Genomic DNA, 25531 nt, shown 5'->3' on the forward strand with positions numbered 1-25531 from the left:
GGAAAGCGCCATGGCAAACCGGCCCATCGTCATCGCGCATCGCGGCGCCAGCGGCGAACGCCCCGAGCACACATTGCTTTCGTACAGCCTCGCGATCGAGCAAGGCGCCGATTTCATCGAGCCCGACCTGGTTCCCACGAAGGACGGCGTGCTCGTCGCGCGGCACGAGAATGAGATTTCGGGCACGACCGACGTGGCCGCGCATCCGGAATTCGCGGCACGCAAGGCGACGAAGACGATCGACGGCGCACCGGTGACCGGCTGGTTCACCGAGGATTTCACGCTCGCCGAATTGAAGACGCTCCGCGCGAAGGAACGCCTGCCCCAGCTCCGCCCCGGCAACACGCGCTATGACGGTCAGGCCGAGATCCCGACGCTCGACGAGATCATCACGCTCGCAAAGCGGGCGTCGCGCGAGTCCGGCCGCACGATCGGCATCTATCCCGAAACCAAGCATCCGAGCTATTTCGCCTCGATCGGCCTCCCGCTCGAGCAACGGCTGGTGACGAAGCTGCGCGAAGCGGGGTGGGATCGCGCCGACGCGCCAGTCTTCATCCAGTCGTTCGAAGTCGCTAATCTCAGGAAGCTGAAGGGCATGACTCGCGTGCCGCTCATCCAGTTGATGGCCGCGAGCGGCGGCCCCGCCGACGGCGCCGAGCCGAGCTATGCCGCGATGGCGACGCCCGAGGGGCTCGCGCGCGTGGCGCAATATGCCACGGGGATCGGACCCGAACGGACGATGATCCAGCCGGCATCGGGCGCCGCCACCAGCCTCGTCACCGATGCGCATGCCGCGGGGCTAAAGGTGCACCCCTGGACCTTCCGCGCCGAGAATTTTTCCTGCTCCCTGCCTGGCGGACGGCCGGCGGTCCCGCCGAACATGGTCGGCTCGCCGGGGAAATCGGGTATTTCATCGGACTTGGCGTGGACGGGATATTCAGCGATTACCCATATATAGCGGTGTCAGCGCGTGCGTCGGCTTCCGCTTCGCCCGCCAAACCAAGGTAAGACCATGCGTAAGTTGCTCCTCCCGATCGTCGCCCTGCTGCCTCTGCTCTCGGGCGGCTGCGTCGCCAAGACCGCGTGGAACGTCGCCACGCTGCCGGTCAAGGCAGGCAGCCAGGCAGTCGACTGGACCACGACCAGCCAGGAAGAATCGGACCGCAACTACGGCAAGAAGATGCGCGAGAAGGAAGCCCAGGAGGGCAAGGAGCGCCGCAAGCGCGAGAAGGAATGCAAGAAGAACCCCGACAATTGCCAGGCCTATGACGGCTATCGCGCCTCGGATCCCGACTGACCCCCAGCACTTCGGCCACCGCGCGCAGCACGTCGGGCTTCATCTGCACCCATAAGTGGCTGCTGCTGACTTCGATGGCGCGGCCGCCCGAACCCTCGGGCTCACGGCAGATCAGCCCATTCACCAACCCGTCGCTATGGCTCCAGATCGCGGTCGACGGCACGGGCAACGGCCGCGCCGCCTCCTCCAGCCGCGCGTTCAGCGCCGGATCGTCGATCTTCTCGCCGGTCAGCCACTCGAAGGGGCGCCAGACATTGGTGCAGGTCGGCGGGCCGGCGAAGGGCGAGCTGATCGTGATCACTTCGCGCACCAGCTCGGGATGCCGGTGCGCCGCGACCCGCGCCATGATCCCGCCCAGCGATATGCCGACCAACGTCACTTTCTCTCCGGTCTCCGCATGCACCGCGGCGATCCGCTCCATCAGCCGCTCGCCCTCGGGTCCGATCGCGCGCACGCCCAGATTGCGGCCGAGATCCCAGCCTTCCGCACGATAGCCGAGCCGGTTGAGATAGCGCCGCATCACGAAAGTCGAGCGATCCGAGTTGGTCAGCCCGGGGAGCACTATCACCGGGCGGCCGTCGCCGGGCGGCACGTCTTCCAGCGTCTTCCATTCGCGGATCAGCCGGCCCAGTCCCCATGCCGCGCGCGGCCCTTCGGAAAGCAGCGCCAATGCGGGCGGCGGAACGCTGTTCGAACTCGGTATCGCCAGCTTCAAAGCCATTGCATCACTCCAAAGGCGAAGGGGTCCATGCCCCCATCCGCACGCCGGCGATCCGAAGCCCGCCCGCACTCCACTCGTTACAGGTCCTCAACGCACTGTACCCGCCACGGGCTGCATAGAAAGCGTCATGCCCGCCATAGCCCCTTATCGGCGGCCCGGCCGCGAAGGTGCCGCGGATATAAGCGACGAGCCGGGTATATTCCTCCGCCCGCAACACGAGCATGCGGGTCTTCGCGGCCGGCCGCGGCTCGGGCACCGCCGAGACATGCACTACCGTCGGCCCCAGCCCGGCCAGCGCCCGCGCGACACGGAACGGATTCATGTCCCACCAGGTGGGCGTGTTGAGATAGAAATCGCGATCGCCCCAGCCGAACATCAGCATCTGCTGTGCCGCCTGCGCCGGGTCGGCGAAATGCTCGGGGAGCACCAGATCGGCGAAATCCCGCGCCGGCAGCACCAGATCGGTGTGCACGCCATTGTCGGCGACATAGATCGTCACGCCCTGTGCCGGAGGCTTCCAGTCGCGATTGGCGGCGATGGCGCTTCCCACCAGCGCCGCCGCGAGATAGCACAGGACCACCGCGCCAAAGGCGAGCGACGCCCTCTTAGTCCAGCGCGCCGCCCGTACGAGGCCGTTTCGTATCATTTGTAACAATGCTAGACCGGTTCCGATGACAAAGGATACCCACGTGCTGGAGCGCCCCCCGAAGGCGCCGCGTCCGACTGGACGATACCGCAGAACTGGCGGGCGTACACTGCGGAGGAGCACGCCACCTGGGACACGCTGTTCGAGCGTCAGGCCAAGCTCCTCCCCGGCCGCGCATCCCAGGCCTATCTCAACGGGCTCGACGCGCTGCGTCTCTCCGAATCGGGCATCCCCAATTTCGAGGAATTGTCCGAGCGGCTGATGAAGCTCACCGGCTGGCAGGTGGTCGCGGTGCCGGGACTCGTTCCCGACGAGGTGTTCTTCGATCACATGGCGAACCGGCGCTTCGTCGCCGGCAACTTCATCCGCCGTCCCGATCAGCTCGATTACCTTCAGGAGCCCGACGTCTTCCACGACGTGTTCGGCCATGTGCCGATGCTCGCCGACCCGGTCTTCGCCGATTATCTCGCAGCCTATGGCCGCGGCGGCGTCCGCGCGATGGAGCTTGGCGCACTCAAGCAGCTCGGCCGGCTCTATTGGTACACCGTCGAGTTCGGGCTGGTGCAGGAGGCCGAAGGGCTGCGCATCTATGGCGCGGGGATCGTGTCGAGTTCGGCGGAGAGCCGTTTCGCGCTCGACGATCCGAGCCCCAATCGCATCGGCTTCGATCTCCGCCGCGTGATGCGCACCGAATATCGGATCGACGATTTCCAGCAGAATTATTTCGTCATTCCCAGCTTCGACGAACTGCTGCGCGTGACGATCGAAACCGATTTTGCTCCGCTTTATGAAGAGATATTGCCGCTGCCGGACATTCCGGTCGCAGAGATCCTGCCCGAGGACGACGTGATCACGCACGGTACGCAGGAATATGCGCACTCGAAGCGCTGATCTTTGATACTCCCCGCAACGGGCGGCTCGGACAACGGCCAGCGCTCCGGCCTTCGCCGGAGCACCATAACCCATCCTCTTGTGCTCCGGCGAAGGCCGGAGCGCTGGGCGGAGGGGACATCGTTCACCCCCGCCGCCCCGCACTAGCGTCAAATCAGATATCCAGCGCCCAGCCGTCGCGGCCCTTAGGGTCGGGCGGCGAAGCGGGGATGTAGCGCGTCTCGCCGGCGGTGAGCCGCAGGATCGTCCAGTCGCCGCGGCGGTCGAACGCTTCCAGACGGCAGCCACAAGCCTCGAACGCCGCGACGACTTGCTCGCGCTGCGTCTCAAGCAGCCCCGCCAGCACGATCGTCGCGCGCGCATCGGCGATCGCCGCCAGCTCGGGCGCCATCGACACCAGGGGCCCGGCAAGGATGTTGGCGATCAGCAGGTCGTAGGGCGCGCGCGCCGTGATCGCATCGCTCAGCGCGCCGTCGGCGACGATCAGCTCCAGCCCCGCGATATCATTGTCGGCAGCGTTGATTTGCGTCACGTCGATCGCGGCGGGATCGATATCGGTGGCGACGACCTTCGCGGCCGGCCAGAGATGCGCCGCGGCGAAGGCGAGCAGCCCGGTGCCGGTGCCGACATCGATGACGTTGGCGAAATCCCGGTCCGCCATCGCGTCGAGCATCCTGAGGCATCCCGAGGTCGTCGCATGGTGCCCGGTGCCGAAGGCGCGGCCGGCATCGATCAGGAAAGCACGCCCGCCCGCCGGCGCCTCGACCGGGTGCGCGCTGGTGTGGACGACGAACCGGCCCTCGCGGATCGGCTCGAGCCCTTCCTGGCTCATCGCCACCCAATCCTCGGCGGTCAGCGCCTCGATCACCGGCGCGACATCCGCGGCGCTCGGCACGAGCGCACGCAAGGCGTCGAGCATCGCGGCGTCGGGCTCGTCCTCCATATAGGCGTCGAGCCGCCAGTGCTCGACATCGTCCTCCACCTCTTCGGTGGTCATCAGCACCGCATCGAGCGCGAATTCGCCGGCGTCGATCGCCTCGGCTTCCGCGCGGGTGCACGGCAGCGTCACCTTCCAGCTGTCGACCGGTTCAACGGACATAGCTGGCTCCGTTGATGTCGAGCACCGCGCCGGTCATCGAGGGCGGGGCTTCCAGTGCGCAGAAACGCGCGAGCTTCGCCACTTCCTCGGGATCGGCGACGCGGCCGAGCGGAATGTCGGCGAGCAACTTGTCGCCGCCGCGGCTGGCCAGATACTCCTCGGCCATCCCGGTCATGGTGAAGCCCGGACAGATCGCGAAGGCGAGGATGCCGTCGCGTGCATAGCCTCGTGCGATGCTCTTGGTCATCCCGACCATCCCGGCCTTGGATGCGGCATAATGCCAGTGCGCCGGGCTGTCGCCGCGATAGGCGGCGCGGCTGGCCACGTTGACGATCCGCCCCGGCCGGCCCTCTGCCTGCCAATGGCGCACCGCCAACCGGCACAACTCTGCGGACGCGGTCAGGTTCACCCGCATCGTCCGCTCCCAGCCCGCGACCCAATCCTGATGATCGAGATCGAGCGGATTGCTCTCGAAGACGCCGGCATTGTTGATCAGCACGTCGATGCGGCCGTCGAGCGCGTCGAGCGCCTGTTGCCACAGCTTTTGCGGCGCGGCGGGGTCGGTGAAGTCGGCGGGCATATCGCCGCGCGTGCTCTGGCCGACGAGGCGCAGCCCTTCGCCCGAGAGCGACTGCGCGATCGCCGCGCCGATCCCGCGGCTGGCACCGGTGAGGAGGATGTTGGTCATGCGCCCGGCACTAGCGACTTGGCCAATTGCCGTCATCCCCGGCCGCATGCGCTCCCCTCCCGCTTGCGGGAGGGGTCGGGGAGGGCCTGACGTGCGTGAGTCGCGCGAACCTCCCCGACAGTCCCTCCCTAATCCCTCCCGCAAGCGGGAGGGGAATAGGGTCAAGCGGCGACCGAGCTCGAAAAGCTCTCCGCGGCGGCGCGAAGTTCGTTGAGGCGATCGTCCACTTCGGCGACATCGCGCTGGAGCGTGTCGATCTCGCTGGTCACCGTCTTGGTATCCTCGCGGATCGCGCCGATCGTCGCCGACATCGAATCGGCGGCAAGCGCGGTCTCGTCGACAGCGGCGGTGATCGCGGTCACGGTCTGCGCCTGAACCTCCATCGCGGTGCGGATGCGGTTGGCGCTTTCCTGAACCTCGTTGACCGTCGAGCGGATCGAAGCGTTGGTCTCCACGGTCGATCTGGTCGCCGACTGGATCGACGCGATCTTGGCGGCGATATCGTCGGTAGCGCGCGCGGTCTGGCTGGCGAGGCTCTTCACTTCCTGCGCCACCACTGCGAAACCGCGGCCGGCGTCGCCGGCACGGGCAGCCTCGATCGTCGCATTGAGCGCGAGAAGGTTGGTCTGCCCCGCGATGTCGCGGATCAGCCCCAGGATCGATTCGATCGACTTGGCGTGATCGGAAAGCATCTCGGACATGCCGACCGCCTCACCCGCCTGCCCCGAAGCGCGGGTGGCGATATCGGCGGCCGACTCGACTTCCATACGGGCATCCTCGATCGCGCGGATCAGGCCCGCTGCGGTCTGCGCGGCCTCCCGCATCGCGACAGCCGATTGCTCGGCCGCGGCGGCGACTTCGCTGGCCTTGCCCAGCATCCCGCGCGCCGAGCTCGACGCACCCTGCGCCTGAATGCGGATGCGGTTGCCGAGCGTCGTCGCGCCTTCGATCGATTCGCTGATGCTGGCGCGGAAGCGCGCAGAACTGTCGCGGCGCTCCTCGCTGATCTGCGCCGCATCGGTGGCACCGAGATGCCCGGCCATCAGATCGGCCTCGGCCATGGCGAGGCGCTGGACCACGTCGCACAGCCTCCCCAGCCGATCGGCATCGGTCACTTTCTCGCGGAGCACGGCCATGGTGGCGCTGTGCGCATAAGCGAAGGCGGCGAGCACCGCGGGCAGCGGCACGCCGCCCTGATAGGTCTGCGCGGCATAGCCGCACGCCATCTCGACCCATTCCTCGGTGAACGGAGCGCCGAATTTCAGCTTCGCGTAACGCGCGCCGAGCTGGACCTGCTCCTCGAAAGCGCGCGGCTCCTCGAAGACGCTGCGCATCGGCGCGCTGGCGGGCATTTCGAGGAAATGCTTCCAGAAGGCGCGGGCGACATCCTCATGACGCCCGTCGAGCAACGCGCTGATCTCGGCGCAGGCCGGCAGCACCGCCCCGTCCCAGTCATAGACCTGCCGATGCTCCTCGACCGAGCGGGTACCCCCGCTCCAACGTCCCGGTTCGCGCCGTCCCACCATATATTCTCTCCTAGGCCGCGACTTTCGAAACGAAGTCGCTGGCACTGCCCTTCAGGCTGCCGAGCTGGCTATCGAGGGCGGCAAAGCCCTGGCCCACCCGGTCGATTTCGGAGGCAACCGCCTCGGTATCCTCGCGGATCGCGCCGATCGTCGCCGACATCGAATCGGCGGCGAGCGCGGTCTCGTCGACCGCAGCGGTGATCGCCGTCACGGTCTGCGCCTGAACCTCCATCGCGGTACGGATGCGATTGGCGCTTTCCTGCACTTCGCTCACCGTCTCGCGGATCGAGGCATTGGTCTCGACCGTGCTGCGCGTCGCGGACTGGATCGAGGCGATCTTGGCGGCGATGTCGTCGGTAGCGCGCGCGGTCTGGTTGGCGAGGCTCTTCACTTCCTGTGCGACGACGGCGAAGCCGCGCCCGGCATCGCCGGCACGGGCCGCCTCGATCGTGGCGTTGAGCGCGAGCAAATTGGTCTGGCCGGCAATGTCGCGGATCAGCCCGAGGATCGATTCGATCGACTTGGCATGATCCGAAAGCATCTCGGACATGCCGACAGCGGCGCCCGCCTGGCTCGAAGCGCGGTTGGCGATGTCGGCGGCGGACTCGACTTCGATGCGGGCGTCCTCGATCGCACGGATCAGGCCCGCTGCGGTCTGCGCGGCTTCGCGCATCGCCACGGCCGACTGCTCGGCCGCGGCCGCGACTTCGCTGGCCTTGCCGAGCATCCCGCGCGCCGATGCGGACGTATGCACTGCCTGGATACGGAGCTGATCGCCCTCGCGCGAGGCACTCTCGACCGTCATGCCGATCGAGATCGCGGAATTCGGCGGCGAGCCGGTCGCGCGCCTTTGCGAGCTGTGCTCGCGATACATGTTGTAGAGTTCGACGGTGATGTCGCCCTCGAGCGCGGAGAGCCGCATCAGCGTGTCGATCAGCGCGGGGAGCCGGGCATTGTCCGCGCCGAGGCGGCGCATCAGCACCTGCAGCGCGGCGCGATCGCTGGCGCTGATCATCGACAGCAGGGCCATCGGCGGCACATCGGCGTCATAAGCGGCGGCGACCGAACGCTCGATCGATTCGACCCAGGCATTGCCCTGCAGATCGAGGAAGCGGTTCTTGAGGAACACCACGCCGACATCGATCATCTTGGCGGTATCGTCGGTCGCCCAGTTGCGCTCGTCGGCGAAGCAATGGAGCCATTGCTGCCAATAGGCTTCGGACACCGAATGGATCTCGGGCTCCAGCGTTTCCCACGCTTCGCGGCTCGAACGTGCCAGCGATCCTTCGACGTCGAACACGCGCAGCCGTGCGCGAATGTCGATCCGGGCGCTCATCGTGCCGGGTGCCGGCAGGTCCTTGGTCGATGCCACTGTCAAAGAATCCCCTTGGACGGCCCGCAGACACGCGGACCAACACTCCCGATTGCTATGGCGCGAGATTGGTTAAGAGGAGTTAGGACCCGGGTCCGTCGCGCTTCCCGACTTGCATCCGTTGCATCGGGGACTAAGGAAGCGGCGTCGACCCGAAAGGAATGCCCTTGGCCAACGTCCGCAACCCCGCGCGACCGCTGTCGCCGCACCTATCGATCTGGAAATGGGGCCCCGCAATGGCGGTCTCGATCGTCCACCGCGCCACCGGTTCCGGCATGGCGACCGTGGGCACGATCCTGCTCGTCTGGTGGCTGAGCGCAATGGCATCGGGAGCGGCCGCCTATGCCGCGTTCGTCGACCTGTTCACGGTGAGCTCGGGCAAGCTCAATGTGGTGGGCTATATCGTCGGCGTCGGGCTGACCCTGTCGTTCTTCCAGCACATGGCGTCCGGCGTGCGCCACTTGTTCCTCGACACCGGCGCGGCGTTCGAACTCGGCGTCAACAAGCGCTCGGCGCTGGCGACCTTCGTGTTCGCGATCGTCGCCACCGCCATTTTCTGGGTGATCCTGCTGGAGAAGAGCAATGGGTGACGGCACCGAAATCGGACGCGTCCGCGGGCTCGGCTCCGCGCATGAGGGCGCCGATGCGTGGTGGCACCACAAGATCAGCGCGGGATCGAACCTGATCCTCGTTCTGTGGTTCCTGATCTCGCTCGCCTTGCTGCCGGCCTATGATTACGCGACGATCACCGGCTGGCTGGTCCAGCCCCTCGCCGCGGTGCCGCTGATCCTGCTCGTCGTCAGCACCTTCTATCACTTCCACCACGGCCTCACCGTCGTGATCGAGGATTATCAGCACGACCACACCCGCTTCGTACTGCTCCTCCTCCTGAAGTATTTCACCATCGCCACTGCGACTCTCGCGATCTTCTCGATCCTCAAGGTCGCCTTCACTGCCGGAGCGCCGCTCTGATGCCAGCTGCGTACAAGATCATCGATCATACCTATGACGCCGTCGTCGTCGGCGCCGGAGGCTCGGGCTTGCGCGCGACGATGGGCTGCGCCGAGGCCGGCCTGAAGACCGCGTGCATCACCAAGGTGTTCCCGACGCGCTCGCACACCGTGGCGGCGCAGGGCGGCATCGCGGCATCGCTCGGCAACAACAGCCCCGACCATTGGTCATGGCACATGTTCGATACCGTCAAGGGTTCGGACTGGCTCGGCGACCAGGACGCGATCGAATATATGGTCCGCGAGGCGCCCGCCGCGGTCTATGAGCTCGAACATGCCGGCGTGCCGTTCAGCCGCAACGACAACGGCACGATCTATCAGCGCCCGTTCGGCGGCCACATGCAGAATATGGGCGAAGGCCCGCCGGTACAGCGCACCTGCGCCGCCGCCGACCGCACCGGCCACGCGATGCTCCACGCGCTCTACCAGCAGAGCCTGAAGTATGACGCCGATTTCTACGTCGAATATTTCGCGCTCGACCTGATCATGGAGAACGGCGCCTGCCGCGGCGTGATCGCCTTGTGCATGGAAGACGGCAGCATCCACCGCTTCCGCAGCCATGCCGTGGTGCTCGCCACCGGCGGCGGCGGCCGCGTCTACCAGTCGGCGACTTCGGCCCACACCTGCACCGGCGACGGCAACGGCATGGCGCTGCGCGCCGGCATCGCACTGCAGGACATGGAGTTCGTCCAGTTCCACCCGACCGGCATCTACGGCGCCGGGGTGCTGATCACCGAAGGCGCCCGCGGCGAAGGCGGCTACCTCACCAATTCCGAGGGCGAGCGCTTCATGGAGCGCTATGCGCCGAGCGCGAAGGACCTCGCCAGCCGCGACGTCGTCGCACGCTCGATGGCGATGGAGATCCGCGAGGGCCGCGGTGTCGGCAAGGAGAAGGATCACATCTTCCTTCACCTCAACCATATCGACCCGAAGATCCTGCACGAGCGGCTTCCGGGCATTACCGAGACGGGCAAGATCTTCGCCGGCGTCGATCTGACCCGCCAGCCGCTGCCGGTGGTCCCGACCGTCCACTATAATATGGGCGGCATCCCGACCAACTATCACGGCGAAGTCGTGCATCTGAAGGACGGCAATCCGGACTCGGTCGTCCCCGGCCTGTTCGCGGTCGGCGAAGCGGCATGCGTGTCGGTTCACGGCGCCAACCGCCTCGGTTCGAACAGCCTCATCGATCTCGTCGTGTTCGGCCGCGCCACCGGCCTCCGCCTCAAGGAGATCCTCAAGCCGGGCACCAAGCACGATGCGCTGCCGGCGAATTCGGAAGAGTTTTCGCTCACCCGTCTCGACCATTTCCGCAACGCCAAGGGCGCCAAGCCCACTGCGCAGATCCGCGCCGACATGCAGAAGACGATGCAGCGCCACTGCGCCGTGTTCCGCGACAGCGCGCTGCTGGCGGAAGGCGTCACGCACATGGATGCGGTCTATCAGGGCTTCCAGGATGTCGGCATCTCGGACCGCTCGCTGATCTGGAACACCGACCTGGTCGAGACGCTCGAACTCGACAATCTGATCAGCCAGGCCGTGGTGACGATCCAATGCGCCGCCAACCGCAAGGAAAGCCGCGGCGCACACATGCACGAGGATTTCCCCAACCGCGACGACGCGAACTGGATGAAGCACACCGTCGCCACGTTTGATGGCTGGGGCGGCAAGGGCGGCGGCGTCGCGATCGACTACCGCCCGGTCCACGACTACACGCTCACCGACGAGATCGAGTACATCAAGCCGAAGAAGCGGGTGTACTAGAACGCTTTACCTAACCCGCTTGTCACCCCGGCCTTGTGCCGGGGTCCACCGGGCGGCAGGCGGGAAGCAAGAGACGATAGGACTGCGCTCTCGGCGCAGTGGACCCCGGCACAAGGCCGGGGTGACGTTTGGGAAATCAGCAGCCATTCGCCCGGATGGATCGCGAAGGTGCGCGACAATAGAACGTCGAGCCATCGCGTGTGGAGGCGATTTGGCCCTGCGCCCGCTTGACTTCCCGCCGCACCACACAAGATTGTCCCCAACAATCGGGGGCAAGCGTATGCGTTCTTCGTTCGTGTGGGTTCTGGCGATCGCAACCGCTTTGCTGACGACCGCTCCCGCAACGGCGCAAGTCCAGCATACCAAGGAATGGCCCCAGATCCTCGGCGGCGCGAACCAGCGCGAGATGGCCGAGGCGCTGGCGCAGGGCCCACAACTCGAGCGCGGGCGTTCGGCCAAATGGCTGCTCGCCGACCGCCGCAAGCTCGCCGGCGCAGTCGAAGCGCTCCAGCCGCAGCGCCCCGGCCAGATCGACGCCTATGTCGTTTCGGCGGCGCTCGACAGCGATCCGGTGTTCGGCCGCGAGGCGCGCGAGGCCGCCAAAGTGCTCTCGCGCCGCTACGATGCTGCCGGCCGCACCTTCCTCCTCGCCCGCGGCGCGGATGTGCCCGCCGGCAGTCTCGAAGCGCTGACCCTAGGCCTCGCCCGAGTCGCCGAATTGATGGACAAGCGCCAGGACGTGCTGGTCCTCTATCTCACCAGCCACGGCGCGCAGGTCGGCATCGCCTATCATGACGGCGACGAAGGCTATGGCCTGCTCTCCCCGGCCCGTCTCGCCGCGATCCTCGACGAGCTCGGCATCCGCAACCGGCTGCTGATCCTCTCGGCCTGCTATTCGGGAATCTTCGTGCCGGTGCTGTCGAACGACAACACTGCCTTGCTCACCGCCGCTTCCTCCGATCGCACGTCGTTCGGCTGCAAGGCGGAGAACGACTGGACCTTCTTCGGCGACGCCCTGATCAATCATGCGCTGCGCAAACCCCAGCCGCTCGACGATGCGCTGATAGAGGCGCGTGAGATGATCAGCGGCTGGGAGATGACGAACGAGCTGCCCTCATCGAACCCGCAAGCGACCGTCGGCGAAGGCGTCGAGGCATGGCTCGTCCCGCTCGAAGCGCGGATGCCGAAGGTGGCGACCGCGCCCGTCGGCGCCCCGGCGACCGACGCGCTCAAGCCCTGACCGCGGAACCGCCGTCGGTCGCGGTTGTTGCGCAGGCGATGACCGACACGCCCGAAAACCGCGCCACGCGCTATCCGCTGCTCAGCCAGCCGCACATCATCCTGCACGGCTCCGTGGATCACTCGATGTATGCGAGCTTTCGCCAGCAGCTCGCGGACGCACCGACCGAGGGCCCGCTCGTGGTCGCGATCTCGACGCTGGGCGGCGATCCTGAGGTGGCGCGGCTGATGGGCGACGAGCTCCGCCTGCTGCGCGACTATACCGGGCGCGAGACGCTCTTCCTCGGCAAGGTCGCGGTCTATTCGGCGGGAGCCACCTTCATGGCGAGCTTCCCCACCGACAAGCGCTTCCTCACGCACGGCACGCGGATCATGATCCACGAGCGCATCCTCACCAAGACAGTCGAGCTTTCGGGCCCGCTCAAGAGCGTGGTCGCCGGGCTCAAGGCCAATCTCCATGAGATCGAGGAATCGGTTCGCATCGAGGAGGAGGGCTTCCGCGACCTCGTCGCCGGATCGAAGATCGCCTTCAAGGAGGTGCAGAAGCGCGCGCCGTCGAACTGGTATATCGAGGCCGAGGAGGCGCGCGACCTCGGCCTCGTGCTCGACGTGATCTAGACGAAGATGCCGCCGCCCACGTCGATGGTCGCGCCGGTAATGTACGACGCGTCTTCGCTCGCCAGGAACGATGCGACGCCGGCAATCTCCTCAGGCCGGCCATAGCGCTTCAGCACGGTCAACGCCCGAATCTGATCGGCAAACTCGCCTTCATCGGGGTTCATGTCGGTACCGACCGGCCCCGGCTGGATCGCATTCACCAGGATGCCGCGGGGCGCCAGATCGTGCGCCCAGGCCTTTGCGAACATCGACGCCGCGGCCTTGCTCGCGCCGTAGACGCTGTTCCCCGCAAAGCCCGCAGTGAAGCCGCTCACCGAACTGACAAGGATCACGCGCGCGCCGTCGCTCAGATGCGGCAGCGCCGCAACTGTTCCCGCCAGCACGCCTTCGACATTGACTCCGAAAATGCGGCGATAGCTCTCGAGCGCTTCCGCACCAAGTGGCACGAATTCCGCGACGCCGGCATTGTGGACGAGGATATCGATCCCGCCCAAGGTCGCGGCAGCTTCGTCCACCGCCGCCTTCACTGCGGCTGGGTCAGCCGCATCGGCCTGGATGGCCTTGCCCCTGACGCCCTCGGCTTCGACCGCAGCCACCGTCGCCTTTGCGCCCTCATGGTTGCCGGCATAAGTGATGACGACGTCGGCGCCGTCCGCGGCCAGCCGCTTGGCGATCGCCGCGCCGATCCCGCGCGATCCGCCGGTGACCAGCGCGCGCTTGCCTGCGAGTTTCTTCGACATGTTCCAAATCTCCGGTCCCCAGCCGATCGAGGCGCCGGCTGCCGGGACGGACGCTGAATTGGGGTGTCACAAATATAGTTCAAGATTTCCGAACTATGGAAATGACGAAGAATTCCTATATCGGTGCGATGGACCGCCTCGTGCACCCCGACCTCAAGGATGTGAGCCTCGCCGCGGCGCTGCACGCGCTCGCCGATCCGCTGCGGCTGGAGATCGTCGCGCGGCTCGTCCAATGCCCCTGCCTCAACGCGAGCACTTCCTGCGTCGAAGGCACTCCCAGGAGCACGATCTCCAACCACCTGAACGTGCTCCGCGCCGCAGGCCTGGTGGAGACCTCGGCAGAGGGGCGCGAACGCATCAATCGCCTCCGCCGCGCCGATTTCGACGCACGCTTTCCCGGGCTTCTCGACTCGATTCTCGCCAACAAGGCCTGATCGCGGGAGCCTACGGGGTTGCACTCGCGAGGCGAAAGGCATAGCCGCGCTTGCGAAAACCGCGTGTAAGGACCTTCAGGAATGGCCGATTTCCGCCTGCCCAAGAACAGCCGCATCACAAAGGGCAAGGACCACAAGGCCGACGCGTCCGCCACGCGCGTCAAGAAGTTCAAGATCTACCGTTACGATCCGGATTCGGGCGAGAACCCGCGCTACGATAATTTCGAAGTCGATCTCGACGCATGCGGCCCGATGGTCCTCGACGCGCTGATCAAGATCAAGTCCGAGCAGGACAGCTCGCTGACCTTCCGCCGCTCGTGCCGCGAGGGCATCTGCGGGTCGTGCTCGATGAACATGGACGGCCGCAACGGCCTCGCCTGCACCACCGCGATCGAGGACATCAAGGGCGATATCCGCATCACGCCCTTGCCGCACATGGACGTGATCAAGGACCTCGTCCCCGATTTCACCCATTTCTACGCGCAATATGCCTCGATCAAGCCGTGGCTGCAGACGGTCTCGACCACGCCCTCGGGCAAGGAGCGTCTCCAGAGCCCCGAGCAGCGCGACAAGCTCGACGGCCTGTACGAGTGCATCCTGTGCGCCTGCTGTTCGACTTCGTGCCCGAGCTATTGGTGGAATTCGGACAAGTTCCTCGGCCCGGCGATCCTGCTCCAGGCCTATCGCTGGCTCGCCGACAGCCGCGACGAGATGACCGGCGAGCGGCTCGACGAGCTCGAGGATCCGTTCCGCCTCTATCGCTGCCACACGATCATGAACTGCGCGAACGTGTGCCCCAAGGGCCTGAACCCGGCCAAGGCGATCGCCGAGATCAAGAAGATGGAAGCCGAGCGCGCCCTTTGAGCGAGTTCGCCGAGACGCATTTCCGTTACGACGACGATCCCGATCTGCCGGGCTGGAAGCGCTGGCAGATCCTCGACCAGGGGCGCTTCAACAGCTTCATCGGCGCGCTTTCGGTCAAGCTCGACGGCAAGGTGGCGCGGGTGCGCACGACGTTCGCCCACCAGCATTCGAACCTGCGCGACCATATCCATGGCGGCGCGCTCGCCGGCTTCATCGACATGGCGCTGTTCGCCGCCGGGCGCAGCTTCGGCGTGCTGAGCGGCCCTGCATCGACGCTCGACATGTCGATCCAGTTCATCACCGGCGGCGCGATCGGCGTCCCCACCGAGGCGCATGTGGAATTGCTCCGCGAGACCGGCCGGCTGCTCTTCCTGCGCGGGGTGGTGGTGCAGGACGACGTGATGGTCGCCAGCTTCCTCGGCACGATCCGGAAGCCGTCGCAGTGAGCAAGGTCCTCGCCCGCTATCGCGAACTCGTCGCCGCGGGCGAGCTTCGCGCCGATGCTGAACAAGCGGCCGCCGCCGAGCGGCTCGATCGGCTCGCGCAGGAACTCGAAGCGGTTCCCAAAAGGGCAGCATCCTCTGGCGCGCGCTGGGCCGGGCACCGGAGCCACCGCGCGGCGTGTATCTGTGGGGCGGCGTGGGGCGCGGCAAATCGATGCTGATGGACCTGCTGTTCGACACCGTCGACATCCGCCGCAAGCGCCGCGTCCATTTCCACGAGTTCATGCTCGAAGTGCACGAACGCCTCAACGTCGAGCGCCAGAAGAACACGCAGGACCCGGTAGTGGCGGTCGCCGACGCATTGGCCGAGGATATCCGTCTGCTCGCCTTTGACGAGATGGTGGTCAACAACCCCGCCGACGCGATGATCCTTTCGCGGCTGTTCACCGAGATGATGGGCCATGGCCTCACCATGGTCGCCACGTCGAACCGCGCGCCGAACGAACTCTACAAAGACGGGCTCAATCGCCAGCTCTTCCTGCCGTTCATCGCCCTGATCGGAGCGAAGATGGACGCGCTGACGCTCAACGGTCCGGTCGATTATCGGCTCGACCGCCTCGGCAGCATGGATACCTGGCTGGTTCCCAACGGGCCCGAGGCCACTGCCCAGCTCTCCGCCGCTTTCTTCCGCCTCACCGACTATCCGGTCGAGGATGCCGCGCGCGTGCCTTCCTGCGATCTGCCGGTGCAGGGCCGCCGCGAGATCCATGTGCCGCGCTGCGTGAAGGGCGTCGCGGTCTTCTCGTTCAAGCGGCTGTGCGGCGAAGCGCGCGGCGCGCCCGATTATCTCGCGATCGCGCACCGCTTCCACACCGTCATCCTCGTCGGCATCCCGCGCCTCGGTCCCGAGAACCGCAACGAAGCGGCACGCTTCGTCACTTTGATCGACGCGCTCTACGAGAACCGAGTGAAGCTGCTCGCCGCCGCCGACGCGCAGCCAGACGATCTCTATATCGCCGGCGACGGCGCCTTCGAATTCGAGCGCACCGCCTCGCGGCTCCACGAAATGGCCTCCGACGAATATCTGGCCGAGGGCCATGGCGAGCATTAGAGTCGCGTCACGATAAGGGAGAGCAGGATGAAGCTGTTGTCGCGCGCATTGGCCTTGCTGGTGCTGTTTCTCGCTCCTCCCGCTTTCGCCCAGGTGACGCTCGCCGGCGCCGATATGCGTCCGTCGCAGAGCCTCGACGGCGCATGGCATTGGTCGATCGATCCCTATCGCGACGGCAAGTCCGGTTTCCATGGTGGCGGGCCGGGATCGAGCAGCAATCGCTGGGCGGATATCGTCCAGGCCGATGTCGCCGCGCGCCAGCCGACCGCCTTGTTCGAATTCGACATGCAGCGCTCACCGGTCGCGCACCTTCCCGGCGCGTGGATCGGGCACGCGCCCGAGATGCGCTATTATAACGGCCTCGTCTGGTACCAGCGCACCTTCGAGATGCCGGCGCTCGCCCCGGGCAAGCGCGCGTTCCTCCGCTTCGGCGCAGTCGATTATGCCGCCGACGTCCATCTGAACGGCAAGCCGGTCGGAACGCATCGCGGCGGCTTCACGCCCTTCGCCTTCGAAGTCACCGGGCTGCTCCGCGCGGGGAGCAACCAGGTCACCGTCGGCGTCGATTCCGAACGGCGCGACGCGGACGTGCCGCCCCCGGTCACCGACTGGGAGAATTATGGCGGGATCACCCGCTCGGTCCAGCTGATCACCGTTCCGGAGACCTTCGTCGACGATGCCTGGATCCGGCTCGACGCCGGGGGCCGCATCAAGGCGAACCTGAAGCTCGATGGTCCGGGCGCAGGCAATGCGCCGGTCCGCGTCCGCATCGCCGGCCTCGGCCTCACCCTCGAAGGCCGTACCGATGCCGAAGGCCGCTGGACCGGCACCGCGTCCGCGCCGCGCGGGCTGCGGCGCTGGTCGCCCGAAGCGCCGACGCTCTACGACGTCCAATTCGAGGCCGGCGCCGACACGCTGGTCGACCGAGTCGGGTTTCGCACCGTCGAAGTGCGCGGGAACGACCTCCTGCTCAACGGAAAGCCGGTCTTCCTGCGCGGCATTTCGATGCACGAGGAGGAACTCGGCAACAATCCGGTCCGCGCCATCACGCCCGCCGCGGCGCGCGCTGCTCACCGAGATCAAGCAGGGCCTGAACGGCAATTTCGTCCGGCTTGCCCATTATCCGCACAGCGAAGTGATGACCCGCATGGCCGACGAGCTCGGCCTGCTCGTGTGGAGCGAGATCCCGGTCTATTGGCGCGTCGACTGGGCGAACCCCGAGACGCTCGCTACCGCGCGAACCATGCTGCGCGAGAACATCCTGCGCGATCGCAACCGCGCCTCGATCATCCTGTGGAGCGTCGGCAACGAGACCCCGATCAACGATGCGCGCAACGCCTTCCTGCGCGCGCTGATCGGCGATGTCCGAACGCTCGATGACAGCCGGCTGGTGACCGCCGCATTGCTCAGCGGCCGCAAGGGCAATGTCAGCACGATCGACGACCCGCTCGCCGCCGATCTCGATATATTGGCGGTCAACACCTATAGCGGCTGGTACACGCCCGATGCGCTGGCCGATGTGCCGAACATCGAATGGCGCACGACCGTGGCCAAGCCGCTGATCTTCTCCGAATTCGGCGCCGACGCGCAGGCGGGCTATCACGATGCCGGCGCCCAGCCGCACAAGTTCAGCGAGGAATTCCAGGCCGAATATTATCGCCAGACGCTGGCGATGACCGCGAAGGTGCCGTTCGCCGTCGGACTGAGCCCGTGGCTGCTCAAGGATTTCCGCTCGCCGCGGCGCCAGCACCCGGTTTTTCAGCAGGGCTGGAACCGCAAGGGCCTGATCTCGGAAACCGGCGCGCGCAAACAGGCGTTCCATGTGCTCGCGGAGGAATATCGCCGCCGCGCCGGGTCCGCACGCTGACCCGCGATGGCGCGTGACCGCGCTTATTGCAGTTGCGAATTAGTTGCAAAGATAATCCCTGATCCTTGCGAGACTCGGGTTGCGGCGGCTCTATTATGGGCCTAAGCCGCCCCCGTTTTCGCAGGCGCACGACTGCGTCCGCGGCTGCTCGAATACGCTGAGGAGATTCCATGGCCCGCAAGAAGATCGCGCTGATCGGCGCCGGTAACATCGGCGGTACGCTCGCGCACCTCGCCGCACTCAAGGGCCTGGGCGACATCGTCCTCTTCGACGTGGTCGAAGGCGTGCCGCAGGGCAAGGCGCTCGATCTCAGCCAGTGCGGCCCGGTCGAAGGGTTCGACGCAAAGATCACCGGCAGCAATGATTACGCCGACATCGCCGGTGCCGACGTGATCATCGTCACTGCCGGCATCGCCCGCAAGCCGGGCATGAGCCGCGACGATCTGCTCGGGATCAACCTCAAGGTGATGAAGGCCGTCGGCGAAGGCATCGCCGCCAACGCTCCCGACGCCTTCGTGATCTGCATCACCAACCCGCTCGACGCGATGGTCTGGGCGCTGCGCGAATTCTCGGGGCTCCCCACCAGAAGGTCGTCGGCATGGCCGGCGTGCTGGACTCGGCGCGCTTCAGCCATTTCCTCGCCGAGGAATTCCAGGTCTCGGTCAAGGACGTCACCAGCTTCGTGCTCGGCGGCCACGGCGACACGATGGTCCCGGTGATCGAATATTCGACTGTCTCGGGCATCCCCGTCCCCGACCTGATCGAGATGGGCTTCTCGACCAAGGAGCGCATCGACGCGATCGTCCAGCGCACCCGCTCGGGCGGCGGCGAGATCGTCGGCCTGCTCAAGACCGGCTCGGCATTCTACGCCCCCGCCACCTCGGGCATCGCGATGGCGGAGAGCTATCTCTACGATCAGAAGCGCGTCCTGCCCGCCGCGGCGCATCTCACCGGCCAGTACGGCATCGACGACCTTTATGTCGGCGTCCCCGTGATCATCGGCGCCGGCGGCGTCGAGAAGATCGTCGAGATCAAGCTGGGCGACGACGCCAAGGCCAACCTCGCGGTCTCGGTCGACGCGGTCAAGGAACTGCTCGTCGCCTGCAAGGGCATAGATTCCTCGCTTGGCTGATTATCGGCATCTCGTCTGGCTGGTAGCGATCCCGGTCGGCGGCTGTGGCGAGATGGCCGGATTTGAAGCATTGGTCGGCTGTTCGGAACGATTGGAGGCAGTTTTCCCCGAAGCGCGCCAGATGAGTTCAGACGATACAGGTGATGCGACGAAAAAGCCTTGGGATGTTCGTTCTGATGGCACTTTTGTCTTCGACCTGCCGGCGTCCGACGGCTCCAGGCTATGGCGTTGCACGGGAAGCACCAAATCGCGGACGATTGCTGAGATCGAATATAAGGGGGTCGTGAAACGGCCCCGGCAAATGCAAGCTGGAGCTACTGAATGAGCATCCTCGTCGACAAGAACACCAAGGTCATCACCCAGGGCATGACCGGTGAAACCGGCAGCTTCCACACCAAGGCGGCGCTGGAATACGGCACGCAGATGGTCGGCGGCGTCACGCCGGGCAAGGGCGGCACCGAGCATCTCGGGCTCCCCGTGTACAACACCGTCGCCGAAGCCAAGGCGAAGACCGGCGCCACTGCGTCGGTGATCTACGTGCCGCCCCCTTCGCCGCGGATTCGATCCTCGAGGCGATCGACGCCGAAGTGCCGCTGATCGTAACAATCACTGAAGGCATCCCCGTGCTCGACATGGTCAAGGTCAAGCGCGCGCTGTCGGGCTCGAAGTCGCGGCTGATCGGCCCGAACTGCCCCGGCGTGCTCACGCCCGGCGAGTGCAAGATCGGTATCATGCCGGGCTCGATCTTCTCCAAGGGTTCGGTCGGCGTCGTCTCGCGCTCGGGCACGCTGACCTATGAGGCAGTGTTCCAGACCACCAACGCCGGGCTCGGCCAGACCACGGCGGTCGGCATCGGCGGCGATCCGGTCAACGGCACCAACTTCATCGACGTGCTCGAACTCTTCCTCGCCGACGAAGCGACCCAATCGATCATCATGATCGGCGAGATCGGCGGCGACGCCGAGGAGCAGGCCGCGCAGTTCCTGATCGACGAGGCCAAGCGCGGCCGCAAGAAGCCGATGGCCGGCTTCATCGCGGGCCGCACCGCGCCTCCGGGCCGCCGCATGGGCCATGCCGGTGCGATCGTCTCGGGCGGCAAGGGCGATGCCGAGAGCAAGATCGCGGCGATGGAAGCCGCGGGCATCCGCGTCGCGGCCAGCCCGTCGGAACTGGGATCGACCCTTGTGGAAGTGCTCAAGGGTTAACAACTAGACCGTCATCCCGGCGAAAGCCGGGATCCAGGGCGGCGAAGGATTCGCGTGGGGCTCTGGACCCCGGCCTTCGCCGGGGTGACGATTGAGGAATTGAATGATGGGCTATGAGGGCCTCGACTTCGACGACATCGCCGGCGGCGTGAGCCCCGCCTTCGTCGAGACTTTGTACCGCCGCTACAAGAGCGATCCGGATTCGATCGAGCCGAGCTGGCGGCAATGGTTCGAGGGCCTCGAGAACACGGCGCAGGGTCCGAGCTGGGCCAATCCGCGCTGGCCGCTCAGCGAGACCGATGCGCTCACCGCCGGTCTCGATCCAACCCAGATGGAACCGGCGCCCCAGCCGGCCAAGCCCGGGGCCGCGCCCAAGCCCGCCGCCGCGACACCGTCGCAGGACGACATCGTCAAGGCTGCCGGCGATTCGATCCGCGCGATGCTGCTGATCCGCACCTATCGCGTGCGCGGGCACCTCGCCGCGAATCTCGATCCCCTCGGCCTGTCGCGCCACGATCTGCCCGAGGATCTGCGCACCGAATATCACGGCTTTCCCGACAGCGATCTCGATCGCCCGATCTATCTCGGCGGCGTGCTCGGGCTGCAGTTCGCCACGGTCCGCGAGATCATCGACATCCTGCGCGCCAATTACTGCGGCAATGTCGGCCTCGAATATATGCACATCGCCGATGTCGAGGAGCGCCGCTTCCTCCAGGACCGGATGGAGGGCAAGGACAAGGAAATCCAGTTCACTCCCGACGGCAAGAAGGCGATCCTCTCCAAGGTGATCGAAGCCGAGGAGTGGGAAAAGTTCCTCGGCCGCAAATATGTCGGCACCAAGCGCTTCGGCCTCGACGGCGGCGAAGCGATGATCCCCGCGCTCGAAGCAGTGATCAAATATGGCGGCGCCACCGGCATCCGCGAGATCGTCTATGGCATGGCGCATCGCGGCCGGCTCAACGTTCTCGCCAACGTCATGGCGAAACCGTTCCGCGTGATCTTCCACGAATTCGGCGGCGGCTCGGCCAATCCCGACGACGTGGCCGGCTCGGGCGACGTGAAGTACCATCTCGGCACCAGCACCGATCGCGAATTCGACGGGATCAGCGTCCATATGTCGCTGGTCGCCAATCCCTCGCACCTCGAAGCGGTCGATCCCGTGGTCCTCGGCAAGGCCCGCGCGCTGCAGACGCTGCGCAGCGACCTCGCCGAGCACGAGCAGGTCCTCCCCGTCCTCATCCATGGCGACGCGGCGATGGCGGGCCAGGGCATCGTCTGGGAGTGCCTCGGCTTCTCCGGCATTCGCGGCTACAATACCGGCGGCTGCATCCACTTCGTCATCAACAACCAGATCGGCTTCACCACGAGCCCGCAATTCGCGCGTTCCTCGCCGTACCCGTCGGATGTCGCCAAGGGCGTCCAGGCGCCGATCCTCCACGTCAACGGCGACGATCCCGAGGCGGTCACCTTCGCGTGCAAGGTCGCGATCGAGTTCCGCCAGAAGTTCAAGCGCGACGTCGTGATCGACATGTGGTGCTATCGCCGCTTCGGCCACAATGAAGGCGACGAACCGAGCTTCACCCAGCCCTTGATGTACAAGGCGATCCGCCAGCATCCGCCGGTCAGTCAGGTCTATGCCAAGCGCCTCGCCGCCGAGGGCGTGGTCGATCAGGGCTTCGTCGACGAGAAGATCCACCAGTTCACGACCTTGCTCGAAGGCGAGTTCGAAGCGGGCAAGTCGTATCTGCCCAACAAGGCGGACTGGTTCGCCGGCCGCTGGTCGGGCCTCGGTGCGCCTGCGGATGCCGAGACTGCGCGCCGCAGCGTCGATACCGGCATCGAGAAGAAGCTGTTCGACAGCCTCGGCCGCACGCTGACCGAGGTTCCCGAGGGCCTCGAGATCCACAAGACCCTCGCGCGCGTGCTAGACGCCAAGCGCAACATGTTCAAATCGGGCGAGAATTTCGACTGGGCGACCGGCGAGGCCCTGGCGTTCGGCTCGTTGCTCTCCGAAGGTTTCGGCGTCCGCCTCTCCGGGCAGGATTCGGGTCGCGGCACTTTCAGCCAGCGTCATGCGGTGTGGGTCGATCAGAATGACGAGCACAAATATGTGCCGCTTCAGACGATCCCGCACGGCAATTTCGAAGTGCTCGACAGCCCGCTCTCCGAATATGGCGTGCTCGGCTTCGAATACGGCTATGCCTCCGCCGATCCCAAGGCGTTGGTCCTGTGGGAGGCGCAGTTCGGCGACTTCGTCAACGGCGCGCAGATCATGATCGACCAGTTCATTGCGTCGGGCGAAGCCAAGTGGCTGCGCGCCAACGGCCTCGTGATGCTGCTGCCGCACGGCTATGAAGGCCAGGGCCCCGAGCACAGCTCGGCCCGCCCCGAGCGCTTCCTCCAGCTCTGCGCGCAGGACAATATGCAGGTGGTCAACATCACCACCCCGGCGAACTATTTCCACCTGCTGCGCCGCCAGATGCACCGCAACTTCCGCAAGCCGCTGGTGCAGATGACGCCGAAGTCGCTGCTCCGCCACAAGCTGGCAGTGTCGAAGACCGAGGACTTCCTCGGCGATACGCACTTCAAGCGCATCCTCTCGGATCCCTCGGCGCCGGCGGACACGGAGGTGAAGCGCCTCGTGCTCTGCACCGGCAAGGTCGCCTATGACCTGATCGAGGCGCGCGACGCGGCGGGCGACAAGAACACCGCGATCGTCCGCATCGAGCAGCTCTACCCTTCCCGGGCGAGCCGCTCACGGCTCGCCTCAGGAAGATGGCGAATGTCGAGGAAGTGATCTGGGCGCAGGAAGAGCCGAAGAACAACGGCTATTGGTCCTTCGTCGAGCCGTTCATCGAGCAGTGCCTGGCCGAAGCCGGCGTCAAGCCGCAGCGCCCGCGTTATGCCGGCCGCGCCGCGGCGGCATCGCCGGCCACGGGCCTGATGAAGCGTCACACCGCCGAGCAAGGCGCGCTCGTCGCCGAAGCGCTCGGCCATAATGTCCGCGAAGAAATCCGCCGTACCCGGAAGGCATGATATGACCGACGTGAAAGTGCCCGTGCTGGGCGAATCGATCACCGAAGCGACTCTCGGCGAGTGGCTCAAGAAGCCCGGCGACGCCGTGAAGCTCGACGAGCCGATCGCCAGCCTCGAGACCGACAAGGTCTCGGTCGAGGTCCCCTCGCCCGTCGCGGGCGTGATGGGCGATCAGCTGGTCAAGGTCGGCGACACCGTCGCGGTCGGCGCGGTGATCGCCACCGTGGGCGAAGGCGCCGGCGCAGCCGCATCGCCCAGCCCCGCGCCTGCACCGGCCGCGGCCGAACCCGCGCCGGCCCCCGCCCCCGCCGCTGCTCCGGCACCCGCCGCGGGCGATGCCGCTGCCGCGCTCTCGCCGTCGGTTCGCCGCGCGGTGCTCGAGACCGGCGTCGATCCCTCGACCGTGCAGGGCACCGGCAAGGACGGCCGCCTGACCAAGGACGACGTCGTCGCCGCCGCAGCCGCCAAGCCCGCCGCCGCACCTGCGCCCGCCGCGACCCCGGCCCCCGTCGCCGCACCCGCCACGGGCGGCCGCAAGGAAGAGCGCGTCCGCATGACGCGCCTGCGCCAGACCGTCGCCAAGCGCCTCAAGGAAGCGCAGAACACCGCGGCGATGCTGACGACGTTCAACGACGTCGACATGACCGAAGTCATCGCCGCGCGGACCAAGTACAAGGATCTGTTCGAGAAGAAGCACGGCGTCCGCCTGGGCTTCATGGGCTTCTTCGTGAAGGCCGCCGTCCAGGCGCTGCGCGATATCCCGTCGGTCAATGCCTCGATCGACGGCGAAGAGATCGTCTATCACGATTATGCCGACATCTCGGTCGCGGTCTCCGCGCCGCAGGGCCTCGTCGTCCCCGTGATCCGCGACGCGCAAAGCCTGTCGGTCGCCGCCATCGAGAAGACGATCGGCGATTTCGGCAAGCGCGCCAAGGAAGGCACGCTCAAGATGGAAGAAATGAAGGGCGGCACCTTCACCATCTCCAACGGCGGCGTGTTCGGCTCGCTGATGTCGACGCCGATCATCAATCCGCCCCAGTCGGCAGTGCTCGGCCTTCACCGCATCGAGGACCGCCCGGTCGTCCGCGACGGCCAAATCGTCGTCCGCCCGATGATGTATCTGGCGTTGTCCTACGATCACCGCCTGATCGACGGCCGCGAAGCGGTGACCTTCCTCGTCGCGCTCAAGAACGCGATCGAGGACCCGACCCGACTGCTGATCGACCTGTGAGATAGCGGATGGGCATGGTGTTCGCGCTTCGTCGGGCGACTGACGAACAAATCGATGCGCTGCTGGCGCGACCCCTGCTCATCGAAGATTTTCTCTACAATGAGCCCCGCGTGGCCGCAGTGGCGAAGACCGGGTTGATGGAAAAACTGATATCCACCTTCGGGTTCGCGTCCCAAAACTCGACGATAAGCGGCGAGCGTGAGGAAGGCGACGAGATCGATCTCGATAAGGCGTGGCACGGATTGCATTTCGCCCTCACCGGCTCGGGTTGGGCGACCGGTGCACCGCTAAGTTTTCTGGTCGAGGAATGGCCCGAGATCGGCGATGTCGATGTGGGATATGGTCCGGCGAAAGCTATCCGCGCTGTTAATGTGGCTCGTTTCAACGATGCGCTGGCCGGCTTTACCGCCATGGACCTGCGTGCAGGGTATCACCCCCAGGCAATGCTGGAGCAGGAACTCTATCTCGCAGATTTTTTCGCCGAGAATCCCGAGGAAGGCATTGAATATATCGAGCACTGGCTAACCGAGCTTCGGACATTCATTGCTGGATGTGTCGCTCGAAATGCGGGTGTCGTTTCCTATATTTGCTGAAAAG

At 66.0% G+C, this 25531-nt stretch carries 18 protein-coding genes and 9 pseudogenes; 20 read left to right on the forward strand and 7 right to left on the reverse strand.

Translation table 11 applies throughout. From position 1 onward, the window contains the following. Positions 1–10 precede the first annotated feature (10 nt). Both PIB19_RS11790 and PIB19_RS11795 read left to right on the forward strand, forming a co-directional pair. Positions 11–1008, forward strand: a pseudogene (locus PIB19_RS11790) (glycerophosphodiester phosphodiesterase). 4 nt (positions 1009–1012) lie between these two features. After that, on the forward strand, positions 1013–1297 hold the full coding sequence (locus PIB19_RS11795; RefSeq protein WP_271237515.1) for a hypothetical protein: 285 nt from the start codon (positions 1013–1015) through the stop codon (positions 1295–1297). Between the two features lie 301 nt (positions 1298–1598). Here the strand turns inward: PIB19_RS11795 and PIB19_RS23050 are convergent. Continuing rightward, positions 1599–2018 (reverse strand): annotated as a pseudogene (locus tag PIB19_RS23050) (esterase/lipase family protein); the annotation flags it as partial. Positions 2019–2022: 4 nt separating this feature from the next. Then, positions 2023–2598 carry a TIGR02117 family protein gene (locus tag PIB19_RS11800; protein WP_271237516.1) on the reverse strand — a complete coding sequence of 192 codons (576 nt, stop codon included), beginning with the start codon at positions 2596–2598 and terminating at the stop codon, positions 2023–2025. A 91-nt stretch (positions 2599–2689) separates the two neighbouring features. Here PIB19_RS11800 and phhA point away from each other — a divergent pair. Next, positions 2690–3555, forward strand: a pseudogene (gene phhA / locus PIB19_RS11805) (phenylalanine 4-monooxygenase). A gap of 154 nt (positions 3556–3709) precedes the next feature. Here the strand turns inward: phhA and PIB19_RS11810 are convergent. From PIB19_RS11810 to PIB19_RS11825, 4 genes and pseudogenes are all read right to left on the reverse strand, one after another. After that, entirely contained in the window at positions 3710–4654 is a 945-nt protein-coding gene (locus PIB19_RS11810) for a 50S ribosomal protein L11 methyltransferase (protein ID WP_271237517.1), read from the reverse strand. Further along, positions 4644–5342 (reverse strand): SDR family NAD(P)-dependent oxidoreductase, encoded by a 699-nt coding sequence (locus PIB19_RS11815; protein ID WP_271237518.1) that lies wholly within the window; start codon positions 5340–5342, stop codon positions 4644–4646. Before PIB19_RS11815 ends, PIB19_RS11810 begins: the two co-directional genes overlap by 11 nt. Positions 5343–5503: 161 nt before the next feature. Continuing rightward, entirely contained in the window at positions 5504–6868 is a 1365-nt protein-coding gene (locus tag PIB19_RS11820; protein ID WP_271237519.1) for a methyl-accepting chemotaxis protein, read from the reverse strand. Positions 6869–6878: 10 nt separating this feature from the next. Next, positions 6879–8204 (reverse strand): annotated as a pseudogene (locus tag PIB19_RS11825) (methyl-accepting chemotaxis protein). Between the two features lie 197 nt (positions 8205–8401). Between PIB19_RS11825 and sdhC the strand changes: the two are divergent. The 5 genes from sdhC (at position 8402) to PIB19_RS11850 (ending at position 12871) form a co-directional block, all read left to right on the forward strand. Then, positions 8402–8830 (forward strand): succinate dehydrogenase, cytochrome b556 subunit, encoded by a 429-nt coding sequence (sdhC, locus tag PIB19_RS11830; protein ID WP_271237520.1) that lies wholly within the window; start codon positions 8402–8404, stop codon positions 8828–8830. Then, complete coding sequence (sdhD, locus tag PIB19_RS11835) at positions 8823–9212, forward strand: succinate dehydrogenase, hydrophobic membrane anchor protein (RefSeq protein ID WP_271237521.1); 390 nt, start codon at positions 8823–8825, stop codon at positions 9210–9212. The genes sdhC and sdhD overlap by 8 nt, the downstream gene beginning before the upstream one ends. Continuing rightward, the gene (sdhA, locus tag PIB19_RS11840) at positions 9212–11014 is read left to right on the forward strand and encodes a succinate dehydrogenase flavoprotein subunit (protein ID WP_271237522.1); all 1803 of its coding nucleotides are present in this window, start codon (positions 9212–9214) and stop codon (positions 11012–11014) included. Before sdhD ends, sdhA begins: the two co-directional genes overlap by 1 nt. 280 nt (positions 11015–11294) lie before the next feature. Next, a complete protein-coding gene (locus PIB19_RS11845; RefSeq protein ID WP_271237523.1) occupies positions 11295–12254 on the forward strand; it encodes a C13 family peptidase in 960 nt (319 codons plus the stop codon). Positions 12255–12292: 38 nt separating this feature from the next. Then, positions 12293–12871, forward strand: coding sequence for an ATP-dependent Clp protease proteolytic subunit (locus tag PIB19_RS11850; protein WP_271237524.1), 579 nt, complete (start codon positions 12293–12295; stop codon positions 12869–12871). Here the strand turns inward: PIB19_RS11850 and PIB19_RS11855 are convergent. Next, positions 12868–13611, reverse strand: coding sequence for an SDR family NAD(P)-dependent oxidoreductase (locus PIB19_RS11855; RefSeq protein WP_271237525.1), 744 nt, complete (start codon positions 13609–13611; stop codon positions 12868–12870). The two genes, PIB19_RS11850 and PIB19_RS11855, sit on opposite strands and share 4 nt — an antisense overlap. Before the next feature lie 101 nt (positions 13612–13712). Between PIB19_RS11855 and PIB19_RS11860 the strand changes: the two genes are divergently transcribed. From PIB19_RS11860 to PIB19_RS11915, 12 genes and pseudogenes are all read left to right on the forward strand, one after another. Further along, positions 13713–14045 (forward strand): ArsR/SmtB family transcription factor, encoded by a 333-nt coding sequence (locus PIB19_RS11860; RefSeq protein WP_271237526.1) that lies wholly within the window; start codon positions 13713–13715, stop codon positions 14043–14045. 81 nt (positions 14046–14126) lie between these two features. Then, complete coding sequence (locus PIB19_RS11865) at positions 14127–14909, forward strand: succinate dehydrogenase iron-sulfur subunit (RefSeq protein WP_271237527.1); 783 nt, start codon at positions 14127–14129, stop codon at positions 14907–14909. Then, positions 14906–15355 (forward strand): PaaI family thioesterase, encoded by a 450-nt coding sequence (locus tag PIB19_RS11870; RefSeq protein WP_271237528.1) that lies wholly within the window; start codon positions 14906–14908, stop codon positions 15353–15355. Before PIB19_RS11865 ends, PIB19_RS11870 begins: the two co-directional genes overlap by 4 nt. Beyond that, positions 15352–16463, forward strand: a pseudogene (gene zapE / locus PIB19_RS11875) (cell division protein ZapE). The gene PIB19_RS11870 and the pseudogene zapE overlap by 4 nt, the downstream one beginning before the upstream one ends. Positions 16464–16850: 387 nt before the next feature. Beyond that, positions 16851–17342 (forward strand): annotated as a pseudogene (locus PIB19_RS23055) (sugar-binding domain-containing protein); the annotation flags it as partial. A gap of 268 nt (positions 17343–17610) precedes the next feature. Beyond that, positions 17611–18330, forward strand: coding sequence for a glycoside hydrolase family 2 TIM barrel-domain containing protein (locus tag PIB19_RS11885; RefSeq protein WP_271237529.1), 720 nt, complete (start codon positions 17611–17613; stop codon positions 18328–18330). Between the two features lie 170 nt (positions 18331–18500). Continuing rightward, a pseudogene (mdh, locus tag PIB19_RS11890) lies at positions 18501–19462 on the forward strand (malate dehydrogenase). Further along, a complete protein-coding gene (locus PIB19_RS11895) occupies positions 19455–19787 on the forward strand; it encodes a hypothetical protein (RefSeq protein WP_271237530.1) in 333 nt (110 codons plus the stop codon). Before mdh ends, PIB19_RS11895 begins: the two are co-directional and overlap by 8 nt. Further along, positions 19784–20667 (forward strand): annotated as a pseudogene (sucD, locus tag PIB19_RS11900) (succinate--CoA ligase subunit alpha). The gene PIB19_RS11895 and the pseudogene sucD overlap by 4 nt, the downstream one beginning before the upstream one ends. Positions 20668–20773: 106 nt before the next feature. After that, positions 20774–23703 (forward strand): annotated as a pseudogene (locus PIB19_RS11905) (2-oxoglutarate dehydrogenase E1 component). A 1-nt stretch (position 23704) separates the two neighbouring features. Further along, positions 23705–24934 carry a 2-oxoglutarate dehydrogenase complex dihydrolipoyllysine-residue succinyltransferase gene (gene odhB / locus PIB19_RS11910; RefSeq protein WP_271237531.1) on the forward strand — a complete coding sequence of 410 codons (1230 nt, stop codon included), beginning with the start codon at positions 23705–23707 and terminating at the stop codon, positions 24932–24934. 14 nt (positions 24935–24948) lie between these two features. Next, the gene (locus tag PIB19_RS11915; RefSeq protein WP_271237532.1) at positions 24949–25527 is read left to right on the forward strand and encodes a YfbM family protein; all 579 of its coding nucleotides are present in this window, start codon (positions 24949–24951) and stop codon (positions 25525–25527) included. Positions 25528–25531 lie beyond the last annotated feature (4 nt).

Source organism: Sphingomonas sp. 7/4-4, from assembly GCF_027941955.1.
GTDB lineage: Bacteria > Pseudomonadota > Alphaproteobacteria > Sphingomonadales > Sphingomonadaceae > Sphingomonas.